This is a genomic window from Streptomyces boninensis, assembly GCF_048572725.1.
Lineage (GTDB): Bacteria > Actinomycetota > Actinomycetes > Streptomycetales > Streptomycetaceae > Streptomyces > Streptomyces boninensis.
Map to the genome: position 1 here is coordinate 2,035,750 of NZ_CP183837.1, position 22,123 is coordinate 2,057,872.

The window sequence follows — 22,123 nt, forward strand, 5'->3', positions numbered from 1 at the left end:
ACCCATGTACGTTCCCAACCCCTGCGGGCCCGTGAAGATTCCCGCTGTGAGATGAGACGCGCTCAGCGCTCGCGCACAATGTCCACATCATCCCGCTTCACGAAGCCAATCCTGCTCCCGATCTGCACGGTCACGTACTTCGTCGCGCCCGGGAAGAAGGTGTGGTCGTACGGCTTGGACGAGTCAAAGGTCGGGGCGTAGTAGTAGCCGTTGGGCGCCGTCCCGCCACCCGCATACGCCTGCCCCGGCTTGAGGGTGTACGGCAATGCCTCCGAGGTCGCCTTCTCCTCATCGGCCATGTCCGCCGGGTACTCACCCTTCTCCGGGTACACACCGCCGTACACCGGCACGCTCTCCTTCCCCGCCTTCGGCTTGACCACGTACCCCGACTGCGGCGTGAGGACCCGCTGGCCCGCCGGCGTCTTGATCCACACCTTCTCACCCTGGTACCACACCGCCGTCCACCCGGGCTTGCGCTCGGCGACGACGAAGCTCATGCCGCTGCTGACCCACGCGCCGGTGTCCTGCGCGCAGTTGGTCCCGGCGCCGCCGTCGGGGTGCTCGCCGGGGTCGGAGTGGCGGGCGGCATCCGTGGAGGGCGCGGTGTAGATCGGGAGCAGACTCGACGGCTGGGCGGGCAGGTCGACGTTCTGCTCGCAGTCGCGGATGGCCTGGATGTTCTCCTTGAACTTCGGGTTGATCTTCACCAGGTCGCTGCCCGGGCCGCCGGTGGGCACGGTCGGCTTGCCGAGGAGCGTGAAGAAGTAGTTCCAGTCCCAGTACGGCCCGCTGTCCCAGTGCATCCCGGCGATCTTGGCGGTGGTCAGCGAGGGCACGTTGTCGTGGCCGATGATGTGCTCGCGGTCGAGCGGGATGTCGTACTTGGCGGCGAGGTGGCGCACCAGCGCGGCGGTCGAGCGATACAGCTCGGGGGTGTACCACTTGGCGCCCTCGGCGGCCTTGCCCTCCTGCTCGATGCCGATGGACTGGCCGTTGATGTACCAGTTGCCGGCCTGCCAGGCGACGTCCTTGTTCTTGACCATCTGGGCTACGTGCCCGTCCTTGGACCGCACCAGGTAGTGCGCGGAGGCCTGTCTGGCCGGGTCCTGGAAGATCTTGATGGTGTCGTCGTACGTCTCCTCCGTGTCGTGGAGGACGATGTACTTGATCTTGTTGGTCTTCGGCCGCTCCGACGTGTCGTAGTTGCCGTAATTCCCGTCAGGCGTCTCCGCGTACGCCGCGGGCACCCAGTCGCAGTCGAGGTAGGCCGGGCACTCGGTCGCACCGCCCTCCGCGCTCGCGGCCCCGGCCGGGGCGAGCAGAGCGAAGCTGAAGGCGCCGGCGGCGGTGAGCGCGAGCGCGAGCTTGGTCTTCTGACTGGACGTCATGACGGGTTCCCCTCGGCAAGGTCTGGGCGGTCGTCCCCGTGTGCATACGGAGGCACACACTGTGACCAGGGGGGCCAGTGAGTCAAGGGCGGTGGATGTACGGCGTGTTGGGCCAGTGGAGCAGACCACTGGCACCCCCTCCGACCTGCCGGAAGAAAGTTTCAACCAACCCCCGGCAGGTGGCCGTTACCAGAGTTTTACCTGGTCACGGCAGCGCTTCCAGCCGCTCCATGTGCTGCTCGCCCCACTCCCCCAGCGGCATGAGGGCGGCGACGAGGGAGCGTCCGAAGTCGGTCAGCGAATACTCCACCTTGGGCGGCACCTGCTCGTACACCTCCCGGTGCACCAGCCCGGCCGCCTCCAGCTCGCGCAGCTGAAGCGTGAGCATCCGCTCGCTGATCCCCTCGACGATGCGCCGCAACTCGCCGAACCGCAGGGTCCGTTCCTCCCCGAGCCAGAAGAGTATGAGCCCCTTCCACTTGCCGCCCATCACGTCGATGGCGGCGTCGAAGCCGCAGGTGTACTTGCGCATACGCGCGCACCCTCCTCACTTACACATCTGTGGGTACCGAACAAAAATGTCGGTACTTGCGCAGAGTATCGCGTCCTGCCGACCATGGAGATCACCAATCCCCGGAACTGGAGCGGCAGATGTCCGTGCAGCAGCACACCCCCGTAACCGTCATCGGCCTCGGCGCGATGGGCAGCGCCTTGGCGTCGGCCTTCATCGAGGCCGGCCACCCCACCACCGTCTGGAACAGAACGGCCGCGCGGGCCGCCCCGCTTGCGGCGAAGGGGGCGACGGTGGCCGACTCACCCGCGGCAGCGGTGGCCGCGAGCCCGCTGGTGATCACCTGCCTGACGACGCACGAGGCCACGCTCGCGACCCTGGCCCCGGCCGCCGCCGCGCTGGCGGGCCGGACGCTCGTCACCCTCAACAGCGGCTCCCCGGCAGGCGCCCGCCGCACGGCGGAGTGGGCACGCGAGCACGGCGCCCGCTGCCTCGGCGGCGCGATCAAGAACGTCCCGCCCGCGGTGGGCGCCGCGGACACGCTCCTCTACTACGGCGGTGACCGGGAGGCCTTCACGGAGTACGAGCCGGTGCTGCGGGTGCTCGGCGGCGACACGGTGTACCTGGGTACGGAGCCGGACCTCGCCGCGCTCTACGAGATGGCGGTGGGCGGCACGCTGCTGCCCGCGCTGGTCGGCTTCTTCCAGGGGGCGGCGGCGCTGCAGGCGCGCGGGCTGGAGGCGGCGTCGCTGGTGCGGTTCACGGTGAAGTGGTTCGAGATGATCAATTCCATCCTGCCGCTCCTGGCCGCGGAGATCGACAGCGGCGATTACGGGAAGCCGCTGTCGACCGTGAACACCTTCGCCGCCGGGGCGGCGCACGACGCGGAGCTCGGGAAGGAGGCGGGCCTGGACGTGGCGTGGCATCGGCCGTTCCACGAGCTGCTCGAGCGGGCGGTGGCGGCGGGGAGGGGCGAGGAGAGCATCGCGGCGCTTACGGAGATCCTCAAGAAGCCCCAGCCCTAACGCTCCTCCGGCCCCAGCCCTAGCGCTCCTCCGACCCCCGCGCCTCCAGCGCCACCCGCGGCAGCCGCCGCGCCAGCCACCCGGGCAGCCACCACGCCCGCCGCCCCATCAGCTGCATTACCGCGGGCACGATCAGGCACCTGATCACCACCGCGTCCAGCAGGATCGCCACCGCAAGCCCCAGCCCGAACTGCTGCAGCATCCGGCTCGGGCTCAGCACGAAGGCCGCGAAGACGACGATCATGATGGCGGCGGCCGCGGTGATCACCTTGCCGGTGGCCGCCAGCCCCTCCCGTACCGCGAACGAGTGATCCCTCGTCCGCTCCCACTCCTCATGGATCCGCGAGACGAGGAAGACCTCGTAATCCATGGACAGCCCGAAGACGATCGCAAAGATCATCACCGGAATGAAGGCCTCGATCGGCCCCGGCTGCACCCCGAACCAGCCCTCCTGGAACACCAGCGTGATCGCCCCCAGCGCCGCCGCGATCGACAGCAGGTTCAGCAAAGCCGCCTTGAGCGGGATCAGCACCGACCGGAACACGACCATCAGCAGCAGCGCGGAAAGCCCCACCACGATCGCCACGAAGAGCGGCAGCCGGTCCGCGACCGTATCCGCGAAGTCCTGGGTGGCGGCGGTCGGCCCGCCGACGAGGAAGTCCGCGCCGGTACGGTCCGCCACCGGCGGCAGCACGTCGTCGCGCAGCGCGTGCACCAGTTGCTCGGTGCCCTCGTCCTGCGGCGCCGTCTCCGGGAAGGCCATCACCGTCGTCAGCGAGCCGTCCTCGGACGGCAGCGGCGGGGTCGTCGCCGCGATGCCGTCGGCGGCGTCCAGGGCCTTGCGCAGCTCCTGCCCCGCGCCCGCGTCGGCCTCACCGGTCACGATCAGCGGCCCGTTGAAGCCCGGCCCGAAGCCCTCCGCCAGCAGGTCGTACGCCTTCCGCCCGGTCGAGTCCGCCGCATCATTGCCCGCGTCCGCGAACCCCAGCCGCATCCCCGCGGCCGGCGCCGCGAGCGCCCCCAGGGCCACCACCGCGACCAGCAGCGCAGGCAGCGGCCGCCGCTGCACTGCCGCGCCGAGGCGCCGCCAGCGCGCGCCCTCCACCTTGCCCTTGGCCGCCGCCTTCGCCGCCTGCTTCAGCACATGCCGCTGAATGCGCCCGCCGAATACGGCCATCAGCGCCGGCAGCAGCACCAGCGAGGCCGCCATGGTGACCAGCACGGTCAACGCCACCGCCAGCGCCACACCTTGCAGCGACCCGAGCCCCAGCGCCACCAGCCCGAGCAGCGCAATGATCACGGTGCAGCCGGCGAAGAAGACCGTCCGCCCGGCCGCATCCAGCGCGGTACGCGTCGCCGCCGCCGGCTCCGCACCCCGCATCAGCTCATGCCGGTAGCGGTAGAAGATCAGCAGCGCATAGTCCACGCCCACGCCGAGCCCGACCAGCATCATGATCGGCGGCGTGAAGTCGGCCACCGTAAAGACATGGGACGCGAGCCCGATCAGACCGATCGCGCCGCCGACCGCGAACAGCGCCGTCACCAGCGGCAGCGCCGCCGCCACCAGCGAGCCGAAGAGCAGCACCAGCACGACCAGCGCGGCCAGCATCCCCGCGCCCTCCGCGGCGCCGCCTTCCTCCTCCACGGCGCCGCGCACGGCGTCGCCGCCGAGCTCGACGCCGAGCCCGTCACCGGCCGCCGCCTGCGCGGTGTCGATGATCCGTACGACATCCTCCTTGGGCACCTCCTCCGCCTTGCCGGAGAGGGTGACGGTGGCGTACCCGATGGTGCCGTCCTCGGACACGGCGGCGCGGTCCTCGTACGGACTCCGCACCCCGGTCACGGACGGCAGGTCGGCGACCTTCCCGAGCATCCGCTCGACCCCGGCCCGCTCGCCGTGGAGCCCGTCGTCGTCCTTGAAGACGATCTGCACACTGTCCCCCGCCTGCGCCGCGCCGTGCTCCTTGAGCAGGTCGGTGGCGGCCTGGGAGTCGGTGCCGGGGAGGGAGAAGTCGTTGCGGTAGTCGCTGCCCGCCGCCTGGGAACCGGCGGTGATCGCGGCGACCACCACCACCCAGAGCAGCAGGGCGCCCCAGCGGTGCCGCTGCGACCAGCCGGCCAGCCGGGAGAAGACGCCGGGTGGCGCGGGTGAGGTACGGGTGTCAGTGCTCATGCCCTTGAGGCTGCGGGGGCGTTACGGGCCGGGGCGTCGGCCGCCGGAGGGCACCTGGCGTACCACGGGGGTTGCGGGGTGGCGCGGGGCCGTACCCCCGCGGTTGCTGGCTGTACCCCGCGGTTGTCAGGACCGGCCTAGTCCGCCAGCCAGCCGGGGCTGACCATGCCCGTCTCGTACGCGAGCACCACCAGCTGGCTGCGGTCCCGCACGCCCAGCTTCGTCATGATGCGGCTGACGTGCGTCTTCGCCGTGGCCGGGCTGAGCACCAGCCGCGCCGCGATCTCGTCGTTCGTCAGCCCCGCCGCGACCAGCACCATCACCTCGCGCTCCCGCTCGGTCAGCGCGTTCAGCCGCGGCGACGGCTCGGGCGCCTTCACCCGGCCCGCGAACTCCGCGATCAGCCGCCGCGTCACCGACGGGCTGATCAGCGCGTCACCGCGGGCCGCGACCCGCACCGCGTGGATCAGCTCCTCCGGCTCGGTGTCCTTGACCAGGAAGCCGGTCGCGCCGGCGCGCAGCGCCCCGTACACGTAATCGTCGAGGTCGAAGGTGGTCAGGATGACGACCTTGACCTCACCCAGCCGCTCGTCCTCGGCGATCCGCCGGGCCGCCTCGAGCCCGTCCACATCCGGCATCCGGATGTCCATCAGCACCACGTCGGGCCGCAGTTCACGGCAGGCCGCCACCGCGGCGGCGCCGTCGCTGACCTCGCCGACCACCTCCAGGTCGTCCTCGTCCTCGAGAATCGACCGGAACCCGGCCCGCACCAGCCGCTGATCATCCGCCAGCAGCACTCTGATCCTGTCCACTAGGCTCCCTCGTTCTCGTACGGCAGCGTCGCCTCGACCGCGAAGCCGGGGGCGCCGTCGGGCCGCGGCCCCGCGGTGAGCCGCCCGCCGAGCAGCCGGGCGCGCTCGCGCATGCCGTGCACGCCGCTGCCGGCGCCGTGCGCGTAGCCGGCGGGGCCGCGCCCGTCGTCGGTCACGGACAGCTCCAGCCGGTCCGGCCCGTACCGCAGCAGGACCGTCACCGCCGCGGCGCCGCGGGCATGCCGGCTGACGTTGGTGAGCGACTCCTGCACGATCCGGTACGCCGCCAGGTCCACTTCGGCGGGCAGCGGCCGCGGCTCGCCGCCGGTCTCGACGGCCACCGCGAGGCCCGCGCGGCGGGCGCCGGCCGCGAGCTCCGGCAGCCGGTCCACGCCGGGCGGCGGGGCGGTCGGCGCCGCCTCGTCGACCTGGCGCAGCACGCCGAGGGTGGCGCGCAGCTCGCGCAGCGTCTCCTTGCTGCTGACCTTGATCTCGGTGAGCGACTGCACGGCCGTGTCCTCGGGTCCCGCGGTCTTCTTCAGCCGGTGCAGGGCGGCGCCCGCCTGCACATTGATCATGGAGATGTTGTGGCCGACGACATCGTGCAGCTCGCGGGCGATGCGCAGCCGCTCCTCGGTGGCGCGGCGCCTGGCCTCCTCCTCCGCGTACGCGCGGCGCCCGTGCTGCATGCTCCCCAGCGCCACCACGCCGACGAGCCAGCCGGTGAGCATGAAGAGCGCGATGCCGTTGATCTCGTCATTGCCTGCGAGGGTGCCGAGCCCTGTGCCGATCACCATGGCGGCGGCGATCGCCACCGCCGCCTTCAACCGCCCGGCGGCGGCGACCGCGTACATCGCCACCACCGGCGCGATCATCAGCGGCCCGTCGTACGCGCTGCTCGGGTAGTACACCGCGGTGGCGGCAAAGCTGACGACAGCGACCGGGACCGGCCACCGCCGCCAGAAGTACAACGCCCCGCAGGCAACCGCGATCAGCCCCCACCCGACCACGGTCACCGCCCACGGCTCCTGCCGCTCGGCAAACACCGACCGCAGACTCCCGGCCACCACCACGGCACCGACGACACCGGCAACGGCGGCATCGGCACCACGCCCCTGCGGCAGCCTCACAAACATGCGGCCAGCGTATGCGCTGCACACGCCGGCGCCCTGCTGGCCGTACGCGCCTGATCCGGGGGACTCAGCCGCGAGACAGGGCGTCCCGTACCGCCTCGTCCGTCCGCGCCACGACCGCCGTCCCGTCATCGGCGGTGATGATCGGCCGCTGGATGAGCTTCGGGTGCTCGGCGAGCGCCTGCAGCCAGCGGCCGCGCTCTGCCGGGGTCTTCGGCCAGTCCTTGAGCCCGAGCTCCTTGGCGGCGGCCTCCTGCGTGCGCACGATGTCCCACGGCTCAAGGCCCAGCCGCTTGAGTACGTCGCTCAGCTCGGACTCGCTGGGCGGGTCCTCCAGATAGCGCCGAACCGTGTAGCCGGCCCCCTCGGCCTCCAGCAGCTTCACGGCGCTGCGGCACTTCGAGCAGGCGGGATTGATCCAGATCTCCATGACCCCAGCCTATGGAACCGGCCCCATCCGCCGCACGTCTCTCTCCAGCAGGCGAACGGGGAGGGGGCGGCGCGTTGTCCGGGGACGGTGCCGAAGCGGGTGAAGTGGTCGACGGGCGTTACGCATTGCTCGAACTGCTCGGTACGGGCGGCATGGGCGAGGTGTGGCGGGCGCGGGACACTCGGCTGGGCCGGGAGGTCGCGGTGAAGGTGTTCGCGCCGCCGCGCGGCACCGACGAGAGCGACCACGCGGAGATGCTGGCCCGCTTCGACCGCGAGGCGCGGGCGGTGGCGGCGCTGGAGAGCCCGTATGTGGTGGCGCTGCACGACCATGGCACGGCGTCGATCGGCGGCCGGGACGAGGTCGCGTATCTGGTGATGGCGCTGGTCCGGGGCCGCACGCTGGAGCGGGTGCTGAAGGACGACGGGCGGGTCCCGTACGAGAAGGCGTTGGTGTGGGCTGAGCAGATCTGCCGGGCGCTGGCGACGGCGCATGCGGCGGGGGTCGTGCATCGCGACATCAAGCCGGCGAATGTGATGGTGACCGACGATGACTCGGTGCGGGTGCTGGACTTCGGCATCGCGCGCTTCGTCGAGGCGGCGGCGCTGGATCAGCGGCTGACGCGGACGGGGGCGCTGCCGTTCGGGAGCGTGCTGTACATGGCGCCCGAGCGCTTCCGCGATGACGCAGGGGATGCGCGGACGGACCTGTACGCGGTGGGCTGCGTGCTGTACGAGCTGCTGGTGGGGCGGCCGCCGTATGTCGGCTCCTCGGCCGGGGTGATGTACAACCACCTCAACGACACGCCGCTGCGGCCGAGTCGGGCCGTGCGCGGGCTGCCGGGGGCGGTGGACCGGCTGGTGCTGGCGCTCATGGCGCGGGAGCCGTCGGACCGCCCGGCGGACGCGGAGGCGGCGGCGGAGGCGATACGGGAAGCGGGGCTGCCGGCGGCGGGGCAGGGGCGGGCGTCCGCGCCCGTATCCGAGAAGTCGCCCGAACCCGAGAAGTCGCCCGACCCCGTGGAGACGCCCGCAGTCGAGAAGACGCCCGCCGCCGAGAAGCGGCCCGTACCCGAAAAGCGGCCGGCCCCGCAGCAGGCCCCAGCCCCCACCCCCAAGCCCCGCCCCCTCTCCATCGCCGACGCCCCCAAGGAACAGCCCCGCAAGGCCCGCCGCAAAGCCGCGCTCACCATCGCCGCCGTGATCGCCGCCATGGGCACCATCGTCGGCATCAGCATGGCGGGCGACGACCCGCCGCCGCACGACCCCGTCCCGCCGCCCAGCCCGGGCGGCTCCGAGTCCCCCGCCTTCACCGGCACCTACTCCATCGGCGCGGTGTCCGGTCTCGACGGCGCCGGGAACATCGCGGACTCCGACCTGGACGACGCGGTCAGGCGCGCGGCCGCCAAGGACCCCGACGCGATGCACGTCACCCACATCAGCTCCCAGTGGGAATCCGATCAGTGGGTGGAGAACGAGCCGGGCCTGATGGGCATGGTCGGAGACGACCCGGAGAACTCCGTCAGCCTCGGCAGCACGAGCGACGAACCCGCCCTCATCCACACGTGCAGGGAGGACGACACCTACGACGAGGAGTACCCGGACCCGGACCCCGCCGAGTTCCGCGTCTCCGCCAAGTCGACCGACCTGGGCAAGAGCATGGCGCGCCACCTCGCCGCCCAGCCGGGTGTGCGCAAGGTGTACGTGCGCGGCGACAGCGACGAGGGCTCCACGCGCGCGCTGATCGAGACGCTGCGGGACCTGGACGTCGACGTGCGGGTGGAGCACGTCGGGTACGAGGAGGATCCGCTCTCGATCCTCCGCAAGGGCCTCCGCGAGTACGCGCCGGACGCCGTATACCTGCAGGCCCCGGACGACGACGCCCTGTCGGACTGGGCGCGCGCGGTGGACAAGACCGGTTTCGACGGGCCGAAGGCGGCCTGGGACGGGCTGGCCCCGGCGTGCTCGTACCCCACCCAGACCGAGGACGTCTTCCCGGACGGCTGGCTCTCCCCGCGCGGCTACTACAGCGCGGCCCGCGACACCGACCGCAAGCACGCCGCCAAGGTCCGCGCCGCGCTGGGTGCGGACCTGGCGAAGCGGCCGTACGCCGCCGAGGCGTACGACGCCACCCGCGCCCTCATGGCGGCCTGGGCCGAGGTCCCGAAGAAGATCAAGTCCGGCGACGACCCGGAGGAGACCCGCATGCAGGTGGCCGACGCGCTGCCCCGCACCCCCGCGAAGGGCCTGCTCACCACCCACTGGAAGACCCTGCAGGCCGCCCAGACCGAACCGCCGGTCTGGATCGACCGCCGCGACGGCCGCACCTGGCGCCAGGTGAAGGCCCCCTCCCCCGCCGACTGACCGGGGAACCGACCGCGCCTCGCGCACGTCATCTCACCAGCAGGTCAAGGGGGAGGGGGGCGGCGGCTGTGCCCGAGGACGGTGAGCGGTCAGGCGAGTTGGTCGACGGGCGTTACGAGCTGATCGAGCCGCTCGGCGCCGGCGGCATGGGCGAGGTCTGGCGCGCCCGGGACACCCGGCTGGGGCGCGAGGTCGCGGTGAAGGTGTTCGCGCCGCCGCCCGGCACCGACGAGGCCGACCGCGCGGAGATGCTGGCCCGCTTCGACCGCGAGGCGCGGGCGGTGGCGGCGCTGGAGAGCCCGCATGTGGTGGCGCTGCACGACCACGGGACCGCGGAGATCGGCGGCCGGGACGGCACGGCGTATCTGGTCATGGCGCTGGTCCGGGGCCGCACGCTGGAGCGGGTGCTGAAGGACGACGGGCGGGTCCCGTACGAAAAGGCGCTCGTGTGGGTGGAACAGATCTGCCGGGCGCTGGCGACGGCGCATGCGGCGGGGGTGGTCCATCGCGACATCAAGCCCGCGAATGTGATGGTCACCGGCGACGACTCGGTGAAGGTGCTGGACTTCGGCATCGCGCGCTTCCTTGAGGGGTCCTCGGACCAGCGGCTTACGCGGACCGGGGCACTGCCCTTCGGGAGCGTGCTGTACATGGCGCCGGAGCGCTTCCGCGATGACGCGGGGGGTGCGCGGACGGACCTGTATGCGGTCGGCTGTGTCTTGTACGAGCTCCTTGTGGGGCGGCCGCCGTACGTCGGGACGTCGGCTCAGGTGATGTACAACCACCTGAACGACACGCCGCTGCGGCCGAGTCGGGCCGTGCGCGGGCTGCCGGGGGCGGTGGACCGGGTGGTGCTGGCGCTGATGGCGCGGGACCCGGAGGGCCGCCCGGCGGACGCGGAGACGGCGGCGGAGGCGATACGGGAGGCGGGGCTGCCGGCGGCGGGCCGCGAGGCCGGGCCGCCGGGGGCGGAGCGCGCGGTCGGGCCGCCGGCGGCGGGGCGGAAGCCCGCGGTGCCGGATCCGGATGCGTCCGCGCCCACGTCCACCCCCGCCCAACCGCAGCAGCCCAGCCCTCGGCGAGCCGCTACCCCGAAGCCGCCCAGCGCGGCCGCCTCACGCACCCCGAGGCCCAACGGGGCCGTCCCACCCACCCCGAAGCCGCGCCCCAAGCCCGCCCTCACCCCCGCAACCCTCACCCGCGCCGCCCGCCAGGTGCTGATCTCCCTCCTGGGCGCGGCACTCTTCCTGGGCGGCGGCGTCACCATCGCCCTCATGAGCAGCGACCGAGGCCCGACACCGCACGACCCGCCCGTCAAAGCCGTAACACCGTCACCAGCCGCCGACGGCTACTCGGTCGGCGCCCTCAGCGGCCGCGACGACACCGTCGAGCCGACCAAGTTGATCATCCCGAGGGCCGTCCAGCGCGCCGCGCAAGGAAACGCGGCCGCCCCCGGCGTCGGCGTCACGCCGGTCATGTCCGACGAGGAGCCCGTGCAGTGGACCGCGGACACCCCCGGCCTCATCGGCGTCGTCGGCGACGATCCGACCATCCCGAGCAGCTACGACGAACGCGGCCCGCTCCCGACCGTCTTCCTCCGCACCTGCCGGAAGGACGACCCGTACATCGCACCGGACCAGCCCGACACCAAGACGAACGCCAGCGTCTTCAGCACCTCAGCTGCCGCGACGGACATGGGCCGGGCCATGGCCCGGCATCTCGCCGGGCGCCCCGGCGTGCACAAGGTGTACGTCCGTGGCGACAGTGAGAAGCCCTCCACCCGTACGCTCATCGACGAGCTGCGCGCGGCGGGCGCGGACGTACGGGTCGACCACGCCGGCACGCTCGGCGGCGAGGCGGCTTCGGTGCTGCGCGAGGGCATCAGGGAGTACCGGCCGGATGCGGTGTATCTCCAGACCGAGGACGCGAAGGCGTTGACGGCCTGGATGAAGGCGGTCGACGGCTCGGGCTTCCGCGGGATCAGGGCGGCCTGGGATCCGACGAGCCCGGAGTGCTCGGGCCGGTTCTCGGAGGCCGCCGCATTCGACTTCCCGGACGGCTGGCTCGCGCCGCGCGGCTACTACAGCGCGGCCCGCGACTCCGACCGTACGCGCGCCGCGAAGGTCCGCGCCGCCCTGGGCAAGGACCTGGCCGCACTGCCGTACGCGGCCGAGCAGTACGACGCCACCCGCGCGCTGCTCGCGGCCTGGTCCCGGGTCCCGAAGGAGACGAAGGACGCCCACCAGCCGACCCACATCCGGGCCCGCCTGACGCAGGAGCTGCCGTCGGCGACGCCCAAGGGGCTGCTCACGGGCGGCTGGAAGCAGCTGAAGGAGGCGGAACAGCACCCGCCGGTGTGGATCGACCGCCACGAGGACAGCGGGTGGCGGCAGGTGGCCCGTACAAAGGGCTGAGCCGACACCCGCTGCCGCACACAAGAAGCGGGCCCGCCCCCCGAAGGGAACGGGCCCGCTCTCAGCTAGCTATCCAGCTCGCTCAGCTAAGCGCTGCGATCAGCTCTGGCCTCCGGCCAGCTTCTCGCGGAGCGCCGCCAGCGCCTCGTCAGAGGCGAGCGCGCCGCCGTCGTCGGCCGACTCCGAGGAGTACGAGCCGCCGCCGGAGGCAGCGCCGCCGCCCTGCGGAGCCGCGCCACCGGACTCGCCGGCCTCGGCCGCGGCCTGGGCGTCGGCCTCGCGGGACTTGACGACCTGCGCCTGGTGCTGCTCGAAGCGGACCTGCGCCTCGGCGTACTGGCGCTCCCACTCCTCGCGCTGCTTGTCGAAGCCGTCCATCCACTCGTTGGTCTCCGGGTCGAAGCCCTCGGGGTAGATGTAGTTGCCCTGGTCGTCGTAGGACGCGGCCATGCCGTACAGGGTCGGGTCGAAGTCGACGGCCATCGGGTCGGCGCCGAAGGACTCGTTGGCCTGCTTGAGGCTCAGCGAGATGCGGCGACGCTCGAGGTCGATGTCGATGACCTTGACGAAGATCTCGTCGTTGACCTGGACGACCTGCTCCGGGATCTCCACGTGGCGCTCGGCCAGCTCGGAGATGTGGACCAGGCCCTCGATGCCCTCGTCGACGCGCACGAACGCACCGAACGGAACCAGCTTCGTGACCTTGCCGGGCACGACCTGGCCGATCTGGTGGGTGCGGGCGAACTGCTGCCACGGGTCTTCCTGGGTCGCCTTCAGCGACAGGGAGACGCGCTCGCGGTCCATGTCGACGTCCAGGACCTCGACCGTGACCTCCTGGCCGACCTCGACGACCTCGGACGGGTGGTCGATGTGCTTCCAGGACAGCTCCGAGACGTGCACCAGGCCGTCGACGCCGCCCAGGTCCACGAAGGCACCGAAGTTGACGATGGAGGACACGACGCCGGAGCGGACCTGACCCTTCTGGAGGGTGGTGAGGAACGTCTGGCGGACCTCGGACTGGGTCTGCTCGAGCCAGGCACGGCGGGACAGGACCACGTTGTTGCGGTTCTTGTCCAGCTCGATGATCTTCGCCTCGAGCTCCTTGCCCACGTAGGGCTGGAGGTCGCGGACGCGACGCATCTCGACCAGGGAGGCCGGGAGGAAGCCGCGGAGGCCGATGTCGAGGATGAGACCACCCTTGACGACCTCGATGACGGTACCGGTGACGATGCCGTCCTCTTCCTTGATCTTCTCGATCGTGCCCCAGGCACGCTCGTACTGAGCGCGCTTCTTGGACAGGATGAGGCGGCCTTCCTTGTCCTCCTTCTGGAGAACCAGGGCCTCGATCTCGTCACCGACGGCAACGACCTCGTTGGGGTCGACGTCGTGCTTGATCGACAGCTCGCGCGAGGGGATGACGCCCTCGGTCTTGTAACCGATGTCGAGCAGGACCTCGTCCCGGTCGACCTTCACGATGACGCCGTCGACGATGTCGCCGTCGTTGAAGTACTTGATCGTCTCGTCGATCGCGGCGAGGAAGGCTTCCTCGGAACCGATGTCGTTGACCGCAACCTGCGGCGTGGTGGCGGTGGTCTCGGTGCTGCTCGTCATGTGGGAAAGGGCTCCGGTACGGACATGAAGTAGTGGATACTGCCGCGCCGTGAACCCTTGATCGCACCACCGAAGCCGGACAGCCTTGAAGGCGCTCATCCATGCTGCCCGGCGAGCGCCTCGAGAACCGAGGGGACATACAACTGATGCGAGCGCGACCTGCTCCGTCCGAGGCGCGCAGGCCCGCAGCGCAACTTGTAGCATACGGGGGCAGCCGGGCACGGTCAATGCGCGAAGAGTGCACCTGGGGCATGCCGCCCCATATCCGGCACGAATACGTCCGCGTCACGGCCGCCACGAGGCCGCTGACCGGCGATTTCCGGCCTTTTGCGCCGGGACTGCGCCGCCCGTCGAGCAGAGAGTACGACGATTCCAGCCATGATCCAAGAACCTGGGCGCGGGCCCGGCTCCGGCCTGGAGGCCGGAGCGGGCGCTGCTGCCGGCGCTGCTGCCGACGATGACGACGCCGAGGCCACGCGTCGCCCCGCCTCCTCGGCGGAGAGCCGGGTCGCGAATCGTGGCTGGTGGGACCGGCATGCGGACGAGTATCAGCAGGACCATGGGGGCTTTCTCGGCGACGCCGGCTTCGTCTGGGGGCCGGAGGGGCTGAGCGAGGACGAGCTGGGGCTGCTCGGTGAGGTCAAGGACCGGAGGGTGCTGGAGATCGGCGCGGGCGCCGCGCAGTGCTCGCGGTGGCTCGCGGAGCGCGGTGCGCGCCCCGTCGCGCTCGATCTCGCCCACCGTCAGCTGCAGCACGCCCTCCGTCTGGGGGCTTCCTTTCCTCTCGTGGAGGCCGACGCGGCTGCCCTTCCCTTTGCTTCGGACAGCTTTGACCTGGGCTTTTCCGCGTACGGGGCGCTGCCTTTCGTCGCGGATCCGGTGACGGTGCTGAGCGAGGTCCATCGCGTGCTGCGCCCGGGCGCCCGGTTCGTCTTCTCCGTCACGCATCCGATCCGGTGGGCGTTCCCGGACGAGCCGGGGCCGGAGGGTCTGTCGGTGGCGGCGTCGTACTTCGATCGCACGCCTTATGTGGAGGTGGATGAGAGCGGGAGTGCGGTGTATGTGGAGCATCACCGGACGATGGGGGATCGGGTGCGGGATGTGGTCGCGGCTGGGTTCCGCCTGGTGGATCTGGTGGAGCCGGAGTGGCCGCGGTGGAATGGGCAGGAGTGGGGTGGGTGGTCGCCGCTGCGGGGTGGCTTGATTCCGGGGACGGCGATCTTTGTGTGCGAGGCGGGTTAGCGGGTGGAATCCTGTGGCTTCGCCACGGATGTCCTCAAGCGCCGGACGGGCTTGATCGGTGGGTGGGCCGGGCCGAGTTCCACGACACCACCGAAAAAACGCTGTGGTCCACCACCGCCCGGTGCTGGGTTTTTTCGGCGGCGTCGTTCCACTCGGCCCTCCTCCCGTAGGAAGGGATCAACCCGGACTTCCCCCCCATTACCTTCTTCGTAGTCCTGCAACGGGACTACCGGCCTTCGGAGTTGGCATGACTACCTCCCCTTGTCGAGTGCATGGCCCGGGGGGTGGTGTCACCAGCTCCGAAGGCACTGACAGACCGCTGATTAGGGGCATGACCACCGGCCTTTCCCCAGGTCGGGAGGTTCTTCGTAATGTGGATGTGGCGATCAGTGCCGTGGCGAGGCCGGGTGAACAGCACCGAAGGAACCACGACGTGATCGACACCAGCGACATCGACGTCTTCCTCGGCCTGGACGTCGGCAAAGGCGAACACCACGCCACCGCCGTCACCGCGGCCGGCAAGAAAGCCTTCGACCGACGCCTGCCCAACAGCGAACCCAAACTCCACGAGGTCTTCGCGAAACTGCAGGCCAAACACGGAACCGTGCTGGTCGTCGTCGACCAGCCGGCTTCCATCGGAGCCCTGCCGCTGGCCGTCGCCCGCAACATGGGATGCCCGGTCGCCTATCTGCCGGGCCTGACGATGCGGCGGATCGCCGATCTCTATCCGGGTGAGGCCAAAACCGACGCCCGCGACGCGTTCATCATCGCCGACGCGGCCCGCTCGATGCCTCACACCCTCCGCTCCATCGACCTGGACGACGAGACCGTCGCCGAGCTGGAGATGCTCGTCGGCTTCGACGACGACCTGGTCGCCGAGGCAAACCGGCTCTCCAACCGGCTTCGCGGCCTGTTCACGCAGGTCCACCCGCACCTGGAACGAGTGCTCGGCCCGCGCATGCAGCACCCAGCCGTCCTGGCCCTGCTGGAGAGGTTCGGCTCGCCCGCCCAGATCCGCCAGGCCGGACGCCGCCAGGTCACCAATCTGATGCGTCCCAAAGCCCCGCGGATGGCCATCCGCTTGGCCGGGGACATCTTCACCGCGCTCGACGAACAGACCGTCGTCGTCCCGGGCACCGAAGCAGCCGCACTGATCGTCCCGAGTCTGGCCCGGTCCCTGACCGCCGTGCTCGACCAGCGTCGGCTGCTGGAGAAGCGGCTCGAAGAACTGCTGGAGGCCCACCCTCTTGCCGCCGTCCTGACGTCGATGCCGGGCGTCGGCGTCAGGACCGCGGCCCGCCTCCTCATCGACGTCGGCGACGGCACCAGGTTTCCCTCGGCCGCCCACCTCGCCGCCTATGCGGGACTCGCTCCGACGACCCGCAGTTCCGGCTCCTCCATCCGCGGCGAACAACAATCCAGGAGAGGAAACAAGCAGCTCAAGCGGGCCTTCTTCCTCTCCGCATTCGCCGCCCTGTCCGATCCCGCCTCCCGCACCTACTACGACAAAAAGATCAAGGAGGGCAAGCACCACACCCAGGCCATCCTCTGCCTCGCCCGCCGCCGAGCCGACGTGCTCTTCGCGATGCTCCGCGACGGCACCTTCTACCAACCGTCAACCCCATGACCAGCTCAGGAGTTCAACCCGCCCAATCATTCTCCGCCCGAAGCCGCTGACGAGCCGCCTCAAGCCGCCGGCCATAGTCCGCCGCGAACAACTCAGGAAGCGTCTTGTCCAACGTTCCGGCAATGCGATGGATCGGTGACCACACGGCCGGATCGTCGATGACACGACTCAGGTCCGTCATCTGCAGCTTCTCCAACCAGTCCGACAACACCAATGCCTGATCGCTCGTGAGCTCGATCGTGATCCGGCTCTCGCTCATGCGCCCCCCACCCCCTAGGCACTCACCTTCGACCACACGAACCTACTGACCCTCGCCCCTTGACCGAACACATAGGGGCACCCCCCCGTCGCTATGAGCTGCACCCCGTTTCGTAGCGTCCCTGAAGCCAGGTCTATGATCTTGGCGTAAGGAGACACACGAGCAAGTGCCAGCACCACGGAAGTACCCCGACGAGCTCCGCGAGCGTGCCGTCCGCGAGGTCCGCACCAGCGGACGCCCGGTCGCCCATGTCGCCAAAGACCTCGGCATCCACAAGGAAGCCCTGCGGCAGTGGGTCCGCCAGGCCGAGGCGGACAGCGGCGACCGCGATGACCGGCTTACCAGCGCCGAACGCGACGAGCTGAAACAACTCCGCAAGGACAACGCCGAGTTGAAGCGGGCCAATGAGATCCTGAAGGCCGCTTCGGTGTTTTTTGCCCAGGAGATCGACCGTCCCCGGACGAGGCCGAGCAGGTGATCGACCACCTGAAGGAACGCGGCCTCGGGGTCGATCCCGTCTGCCGGGTGCTGGACCTGTCGGTCTCGACCTATTTCGCCCGCAAGCGGCGCCCGAAATCGGCCCGCCGGCTGCGCGACGAACAGCTCATGCCCATGATCGAGGAGATCCACGCCGAGTCCGGCGGCACCTATGGGGCCCGCCGGATCACCCGCGCGCTGCGGCGCAAGGGCGTCGAAGCTGCCCGCTGCACCGTCGAGCGGCTGATGCGCGAGCTGGGCCTGGAAGGCGTCATCCGCGGCCAGCGGCGCCGCACCACGATCCCCGAGCCGACCGCGCCGCGGCCGCCGGACCTGGTCGACCGCGACTTCACCGCGGACCGGCCGGATCAGCTGTGGGTGGCGGACATGACCTACGTGCGGACCTGGTCCGGCTGGGCGTATGTCGCGTTCGTCCTCGACGTGTACTCGCGGATGATCGTCGGCTGGCAGATCGCCGGTCACATGCGGACCGAACTGCCGCTGGACGCCTTGGAAATGGCGCTGTGGCGCCGGAGGATCAAGACGGGTTCCGGTCTCATACATCACAGCGACCGCGGGTCGCAATACGTATCAATTCGATACACAGACCGGCTCACCGACATCGGCGCCTCGGCATCCGTCGGGTCCGTCGCGGACAGTTACGACAACGCCATGGCGGAGGCGCTGAACGGCACCTTCAAGGCCGAGCTGATCGAGATGCAGGGCCCCTGGCACGACGTCCACCAGGTCGAGCGGGCGATCTTTCGCTGGGTGACGTGGTACAACGAGGAACGGCTCCACTCCGCCCTCGACTACGTGCCACCCGCCGAGTACGAGGACGCCTTCTGGCGAAGTCAGGAAGCCACCCAGCAGTCCGCCTGACCAATCAAGTCCGGACGCTATGAAACTCGGGGCAGCTCACTATGACCCACCCCTGCGCCCGTGCCCCACAGCCCGGCTGCCGCTCCCGCCACCAGTGCCCCACAGCCCGGCTGCCGCCTCGATCACCAGTGCCCCACAGCCCGACCGCCGCCCCGGCCGCCAGAGCCCACAGCCCGACCGCCGCCCCGGCCGCCAGAGCCCACAGCCCGACCGCCGCCCCGACCACCCCGCCACACCGCCAACCGCCAACCCTCGCCCTGCGAACCCCCGCCTCGCGCCCCCCACTCCGCCACCCCTCCACCCCACCACCCCACCAACCGCCACCCGGCTCCCCAAGGCGACCCCCCTCCCCCTCCCTCCCCAGCCAGCCTCCGTTTCCCGCACCGGGACACCCAGAACCCGGCAGCCCAGCCGTCACCATCCGATGCCAAGCCCCCCGCCCCCTCCTCCGCGAGGTCGCGCAGCCACGCCCCCGTGAGAAGCTGACTGCCGTGCGCATAGGGGTGCTGGGGCCGCTGGAGGTGGCCGACGGGAACGGGGGCGGGGACGGGGTCGGGGACGGGGACGCTGTCCAGATCGCGGGCGGGCGACTTCGCGCGCTGCTGATTCGGCTGGCCCTGGACCCCGGGCGCTTCGTCGGCTCCGGGGCACTGGCCGACGCGCTGTGGGAGCCGGACCAGATCCCCGCCGACCCCGGCAATGCCCTGCAGTCCCTCGTCTCCCGCCTGCGCCGCGCCCTGGGCAGCTCACACACGATCGAGTACGGCCCCGCCGGCTACCGCCTCGCCGTGGAGCCGGCGGATGTGGACGCCGTCCGCTTCGAGCAGCTCACGGCAGAGGGCCGCCGGGCCCTGGCTGCCGGAGACGCCGAGGACGCGCACACGCTCCTCACCAATGCCCTGTCCCTCTGGCGCGGCCCCGCGCTGGCCGACGTCGCCGACTCCGCCTTCGCCGCCGCGCCCGCGCACCGGCTGGAGGAGTTGCGCTTCGATGCCACCGCCGATCGTTACGAGGCGGCGCTGGCCGCCGGTCGTACCGAGGCGGTGGTCCCGGGGCTGCGTGAGCTCGCCGAGAGCCAGCCGCTGCGTGAGCGGCCGCGGATCCTGCTGGTCAAGGCGCTCTACGCGGCCGGGCGCCAGGCTGAGGCGCTCGCGGCGTACGAGGACTTCCGAGGTCGCCTTGCCGAGGAGCTCGGCACCGACCCGTCGCCGGAGCTGCAGGCCGTGCACCTGGCGGTCCTGCGCGGCGACGATGGCGCGCTGCGAGATGAAGGGGCGCTGCCGATCCGCGAGGCGTCGAAGGCCGCCCGCGACGCGCCAGCCGCCAGCGCCCCCGGACCTGCCCGCAGCAACCTGCGTTCCCCCCTGAACAGCTTCGTCGGTCGCGACGAGGAGCTCCGCCAGGTTCGTACGCTGCTGAAGGATGCCCGGCTCGTCACCCTCACCGGGCCCGGCGGAGCGGGCAAGACCCGGCTCGCCTCGACCGCCGCCGCGCAATTGGCCGCGGATGACCGGCCCGCCGGCGGCGTCTGGCTGGCCGAACTGGCGCCCGTCACCGACGCCGACGATGTCGCGTTCGCCGTCCTCAGCGCCCTCGGCCAGCGCGAGGCAGCCGTCCTTGACGCCCGCTACCAGGCCGCACCCCGCGATGTCTTCACCCGCCTCACCGACGCCCTCTCCGCCGCGCCCACCACCCTCGTCCTCGACAACTGCGAACACGTCATCGCCGCCGCCGCGGACCTCGCCGACCGCCTCCTGGGTTGCTGCCCGCAGCTGCGCATCCTGGCCACCAGCCGCGAGCCCCTGGGCATCGCGGGCGAGACGCTGTGCCCGGTGCCGCCGCTGGGGCTGCCGGCGGACACCGTGTACGAAGCCGACCTCACCTATCCCGCCATCCGGCTCTTCGCCGACCGTGCCCGCGCCGCCCGCCCCGACTTCGCCGTCACCGCCGCGAACGCACCCACCGTCATCGAGATCTGCCGCCGCCTCGACGGTCTCCCCCTCGCGATCGAGCTGGCCGCGGCGCGCCTGCGCACCCTCCCCGTACAAGAGGTCGCGGCCCGGCTCGATGACCGCTTCCGGCTGCTGACCACCGGTTCCCGGACCGCGCTGCCGCGGCATCGCACGCTGCAGGCCGTCGTCGCCTGGAGCTGGGAGCTGATGGACGAGGACGAGCGGCGGCTCGCGGAGCGGCTGTCGGTGTTTCCGGGTGGCGTCAGCCCCGAGGCGGTCGCGGGCGTCACCGGCCGCGACACCGTGTCCGCGCTCGACGCGCTCGCCGCCCTCGCCGACAAGTCCCTGTTGCAGCAGGCGCACGAACCGCAGCACGGCGCCCCGCGCTATCGCATGCTCGAGACCCTCCGCGAGTTCGGCCATGAGCGGCTGGCCGCGAGCGATGGTCTGGCTGCTGCCCGCGCGGCCCACGCCGCGTACTTCCTCGAACTCGCCGAGACCGCCGAGCCGCTCGTCCGCGGGCACGACCAGCTGCACTGGATCGCCGTACTCGACGCCGAGCACGACAATCTCCTCGCCGCCCTCCGCTACGCCATCGACGCGGGCGACGCCGCCACCGCGGTACGGATCAGCGCGGCGCTCGGCATGTTCTGGTCGGTCCTCGGCCACCACAGCGAGGCCGCCGACTGGACCCAGCTCGCCCTCGCGGTGCCCGGCGACTCGCCCACTGAGGCGCGGGCCGCCGCGATCGCGTTCTGCATCATCAACAGCGCCTCGTCCGGGCAGGTGGGTCTCCTCGGGCCGTATGTCGAGGAGCTCAAGGAGCTGGCCGCCCAGGTCGATACGGCCCATGGGCAGCCGATTCTGGCCGCGCTGGAGCCTGGCGTGGCGATGTTCGCGAACGACGACGACACCGGGATCCGCCTGATCGAGGAGCGGCTCGATCACCCGGACCCGTGGGCGCGGGCGATGCTGCGGCTGATGCGGGCGGCGTTCAAGGAGAACCAGGGGTACGCGGCCGGCATCGATGATGACCTGCGTGCCTCTGCCGCCGGCTTCCGGGCGGTCGGCGATCGGTGGGGTACGGGCATGGCGCTGCATCAGCTCGCCGAGTACCAGGCGCTGATCGGCGAGGACGACGCCGCCCGGGCCGGCTACGAGGAGGCGCTCGGGCTCATGCGTGAGCTGCGCGCCCAGGACGATGTCAGCCAGCTGCGGGTACGTATCGCCGAGCTCGACGCCCAGCAGGGGCGGACCGATGAGGCCCGGGCGCTGCTGACCGAGGTGCTCGACGCCTGCTTGCGCGACGGCCGCCAGCACATCGCCGCCGTTGCCCGGCACGCGCTCGGCGAACTCGCCCGGCTCACCGGCGACTTGGATGCGGCCGAGCGCTGGTACGAGGAGGGGCTGACCGCCTGGCGGCAGGGCGCGGGCGCGGCGCCTGACGCGATGCCGCAGCTGGAGGCGCTGCTGCGGTCCGGGTTCGCGCATCTGCGGTGCGCGCAGGGTGACTTGGTGGCGGCACGGGAGCATCTGGTGGGGGCGCTGCGGGCGGCCGAGAAGTCCCAGGACATGCCGGTCACGGCCATCGTGGGGGTGGCCATCGCCGACCTCGCGGCGCACGAGGGCAAGGTCGCGTACGCGGCCGAGCTCCTGGGTGCCGCGGACGGCGTCCGCGGGGTGCGCGCCGCGCAGCCGTGCCCGCAGCAGCTGGCCGCGCGGCTGCGCCGCGAGCTGGGCGAGGACTTCGAGCCCGCCCGGGCCCGCGGCGCGGAGCTGCGGCAGGGGGATGCGGTGACGATGCTGCGTGGGTACGTGTAACGC

General features: G+C 71.4%; 15 protein-coding genes. 7 read left to right on the top strand and 8 right to left on the bottom strand.

The annotated features are described in order from the left end of the window. Positions 1–62 precede the first annotated feature (62 nt). Positions 63–1,388, bottom strand: a complete 1,326-nt coding sequence (locus ACNNMR_RS09150) for an N-acetylmuramoyl-L-alanine amidase (RefSeq protein WP_419994032.1) — start codon at positions 1,386–1,388, stop codon at positions 63–65. Positions 1,389–1,593: 205 nt separating this feature from the next. Continuing rightward, the gene (locus tag ACNNMR_RS09155; protein WP_419994033.1) at positions 1,594–1,920 is read right to left on the bottom strand and encodes a winged helix-turn-helix transcriptional regulator; all 327 of its coding nucleotides are present in this window, start codon (positions 1,918–1,920) and stop codon (positions 1,594–1,596) included. 119 nt (positions 1,921–2,039) lie between these two features. Here ACNNMR_RS09155 and ACNNMR_RS09160 point away from each other — a divergent pair, with 119 nt between their 5' ends. Then, positions 2,040–2,924, top strand: coding sequence for an NAD(P)-dependent oxidoreductase (locus ACNNMR_RS09160; RefSeq protein WP_419994034.1), 885 nt, complete (start codon positions 2,040–2,042; stop codon positions 2,922–2,924). A 19-nt stretch (positions 2,925–2,943) separates the two neighbouring features. Here ACNNMR_RS09160 and ACNNMR_RS09165 read toward each other — a convergent pair whose 3' ends face one another. The 4 genes from ACNNMR_RS09165 to ACNNMR_RS09180 all read right to left on the bottom strand — a co-directional run bounded on the left by ACNNMR_RS09165 (position 2,944) and on the right by ACNNMR_RS09180 (position 7,472). After that, on the bottom strand, positions 2,944–5,097 hold the full coding sequence (locus ACNNMR_RS09165) for an MMPL family transporter (RefSeq protein ID WP_419994035.1): 2,154 nt from the start codon (positions 5,095–5,097) through the stop codon (positions 2,944–2,946). Positions 5,098–5,234: 137 nt separating this feature from the next. After that, on the bottom strand, positions 5,235–5,909 hold the full coding sequence (locus ACNNMR_RS09170) for a response regulator (protein ID WP_419994036.1): 675 nt from the start codon (positions 5,907–5,909) through the stop codon (positions 5,235–5,237). Continuing rightward, entirely contained in the window at positions 5,909–7,045 is a 1,137-nt protein-coding gene (locus ACNNMR_RS09175) for a sensor histidine kinase (RefSeq protein ID WP_419994037.1), read from the bottom strand. The genes ACNNMR_RS09170 and ACNNMR_RS09175 overlap by 1 nt, the downstream gene beginning before the upstream one ends. Before the next feature lie 64 nt (positions 7,046–7,109). Then, the gene (locus tag ACNNMR_RS09180; RefSeq protein WP_419994038.1) at positions 7,110–7,472 is read right to left on the bottom strand and encodes an arsenate reductase family protein; all 363 of its coding nucleotides are present in this window, start codon (positions 7,470–7,472) and stop codon (positions 7,110–7,112) included. 74 nt (positions 7,473–7,546) lie between these two features. On the opposite strand from ACNNMR_RS09180, the gene ACNNMR_RS09185 reads away from it, so the two are divergent. Continuing rightward, entirely contained in the window at positions 7,547–9,835 is a 2,289-nt protein-coding gene (locus ACNNMR_RS09185) for a protein kinase domain-containing protein (RefSeq protein ID WP_419994039.1), read from the top strand. A 68-nt stretch (positions 9,836–9,903) separates the two neighbouring features. Beyond that, on the top strand, positions 9,904–12,249 hold the full coding sequence (locus ACNNMR_RS09190; protein WP_419994040.1) for a protein kinase domain-containing protein: 2,346 nt from the start codon (positions 9,904–9,906) through the stop codon (positions 12,247–12,249). Positions 12,250–12,348: 99 nt separating this feature from the next. Here ACNNMR_RS09190 and rpsA read toward each other — a convergent pair whose 3' ends face one another. After that, positions 12,349–13,860: a 30S ribosomal protein S1 gene (gene rpsA, locus ACNNMR_RS09195; protein WP_419994041.1), complete on the bottom strand. Its 1,512-nt coding sequence runs from the start codon at positions 13,858–13,860 to the stop codon at positions 12,349–12,351. A gap of 378 nt (positions 13,861–14,238) precedes the next feature. Between rpsA and ACNNMR_RS09200 the strand changes: the two genes are divergently transcribed. Continuing rightward, complete coding sequence (locus ACNNMR_RS09200) at positions 14,239–15,102, top strand: class I SAM-dependent methyltransferase (RefSeq protein WP_419994042.1); 864 nt, start codon at positions 14,239–14,241, stop codon at positions 15,100–15,102. Between the two features lie 433 nt (positions 15,103–15,535). Then, complete coding sequence (locus ACNNMR_RS09205) at positions 15,536–16,729, top strand: IS110 family transposase (RefSeq protein ID WP_419994043.1); 1,194 nt, start codon at positions 15,536–15,538, stop codon at positions 16,727–16,729. 13 nt (positions 16,730–16,742) lie between these two features. Here the strand turns inward: ACNNMR_RS09205 and ACNNMR_RS09210 are convergent, their stop codons facing one another. Next, positions 16,743–16,988, bottom strand: a complete 246-nt coding sequence (locus tag ACNNMR_RS09210; RefSeq protein ID WP_419994044.1) for a hypothetical protein — start codon at positions 16,986–16,988, stop codon at positions 16,743–16,745. A 166-nt stretch (positions 16,989–17,154) separates the two neighbouring features. Between ACNNMR_RS09210 and ACNNMR_RS09215 the strand changes: the two genes are divergently transcribed. After that, a protein-coding gene (locus tag ACNNMR_RS09215) for an IS3 family transposase (RefSeq protein ID WP_419993208.1) occupies positions 17,155–18,347 on the top strand; the annotation gives its coding sequence in 2 pieces (ribosomal slippage) (positions 17,155–17,419 and positions 17,419–18,347; 1,194 coding nt in all). Positions 18,348–18,838: 491 nt separating this feature from the next. Then, positions 18,839–22,120, top strand: a complete 3,282-nt coding sequence (locus ACNNMR_RS09220) for a BTAD domain-containing putative transcriptional regulator (RefSeq protein WP_419994045.1) — start codon at positions 18,839–18,841, stop codon at positions 22,118–22,120. Positions 22,121–22,123 lie beyond the last annotated feature (3 nt).

Bases quoted from the DNA above. Each gene is read 5' to 3' on its own strand.
- ACNNMR_RS09150 (WP_419994032.1), bottom strand. From the start codon at position 1,388: ATGACGTCCAGTCAGAAGACCAAGCTCGCGCTCGCGCTCACCGCCGCC.
- ACNNMR_RS09165 (WP_419994035.1), bottom strand. From the start codon at position 5,097: ATGAGCACTGACACCCGTACCTCACCCGCGCCACCCGGCGTCTTCTCC.
- ACNNMR_RS09180 (WP_419994038.1), bottom strand. From the start codon at position 7,472: ATGGAGATCTGGATCAATCCCGCCTGCTCGAAGTGCCGCAGCGCCGTG.
- ACNNMR_RS09160 (WP_419994034.1), top strand. From the start codon at position 2,040: ATGTCCGTGCAGCAGCACACCCCCGTAACCGTCATCGGCCTCGGCGCG.
- ACNNMR_RS09200 (WP_419994042.1), top strand. From the start codon at position 14,239: ATGATCCAAGAACCTGGGCGCGGGCCCGGCTCCGGCCTGGAGGCCGGA.
- ACNNMR_RS09210 (WP_419994044.1), bottom strand. From the start codon at position 16,988: ATGAGCGAGAGCCGGATCACGATCGAGCTCACGAGCGATCAGGCATTG.
- rpsA (WP_419994041.1), bottom strand. From the start codon at position 13,860: ATGACGAGCAGCACCGAGACCACCGCCACCACGCCGCAGGTTGCGGTC.
- ACNNMR_RS09155 (WP_419994033.1), bottom strand. From the start codon at position 1,920: ATGCGCAAGTACACCTGCGGCTTCGACGCCGCCATCGACGTGATGGGC.
- ACNNMR_RS09175 (WP_419994037.1), bottom strand. From the start codon at position 7,045: ATGTTTGTGAGGCTGCCGCAGGGGCGTGGTGCCGATGCCGCCGTTGCC.